This is a genomic window from Alcanivorax sp. HI0083, from assembly GCF_001635175.1.
In genome coordinates this window covers 1-770 of the sequence record NZ_LWFX01000384.1, presented here as the reverse complement: position 1 = coordinate 770, position 770 = coordinate 1, and the positions used below count along the sequence as shown (strand labels likewise).

Here is a 770-nt window from a genome sequence, read left to right as displayed (position 1 = left end):
CTTTGCGCTGCGTTATCCACCCGGGCATGCGTGAGCGTTATCTGCAGCACTGCCGTCAACGCGGCATGATCGAAGGCAACATAAAAATGGAATCCCTGCAATATTGGGCTGGGGCGCTACCAACCTGGCTGGAAGCGCGTACGGCACAAGCGCAAGATTGCGGGGTGCCGGTATGAGTTATCGCATACGGCCTGCCTGTGACCAGGATAACGGAGCCATCCTGGCGCTGCTGCAGGGAACGCCCCAGCACGGCGCGGTGACCCTGAATTTTGAGCGGAACCCGGATTACTTTCGGGGCGCTCAGGTGACCTGCGAAAAGCCGGACGTGTGGGTGGCTGAGCCCAAGGGGGGCGCCGGTGAACTGGGTGCTGTCTACAATGTGGGCTGGCGCCACCTGTGGGTGAATGGCGAGGTCAAACCGATCCGCTATGCACACGATTTACGTATCGCACCGCAATTTCGTAATGGCCTGGTGCTGCACCGCCTGTTCCGCCAGTTGCGCAAGCAGTTGTCTGAGGGGGAGTGGATGCAGACCACGGTGCTGCGCGACAACGAGGCCTCACTGGGGTCCGTGGCCAGTGGCCGTGCCGGGCTGCCCACCTATTACCCCCATGGCACTATCGAGACCAGCCTGGTGTATACCCGGGCGCGCCATCAGCGGTTGCCAAAAGATGTGCAAATTCGGCAAACCGGTGAAGCCGACCTGCCTGCCATGGCAGCGTTGCTGCAACGCGAAGGAGCCAGCAAGCAGTTCTTTCCCTACTGGGATG

Annotated in this window: 1 pseudogene; it reads left to right on the top strand. The window is 61.0% G+C overall.

The features are described 5' to 3' along the window. Positions 1–172: 172 nt before the first annotated feature. A pseudogene (locus A3754_RS03980) lies at positions 173–770 on the top strand (hypothetical protein); the annotation flags it as partial.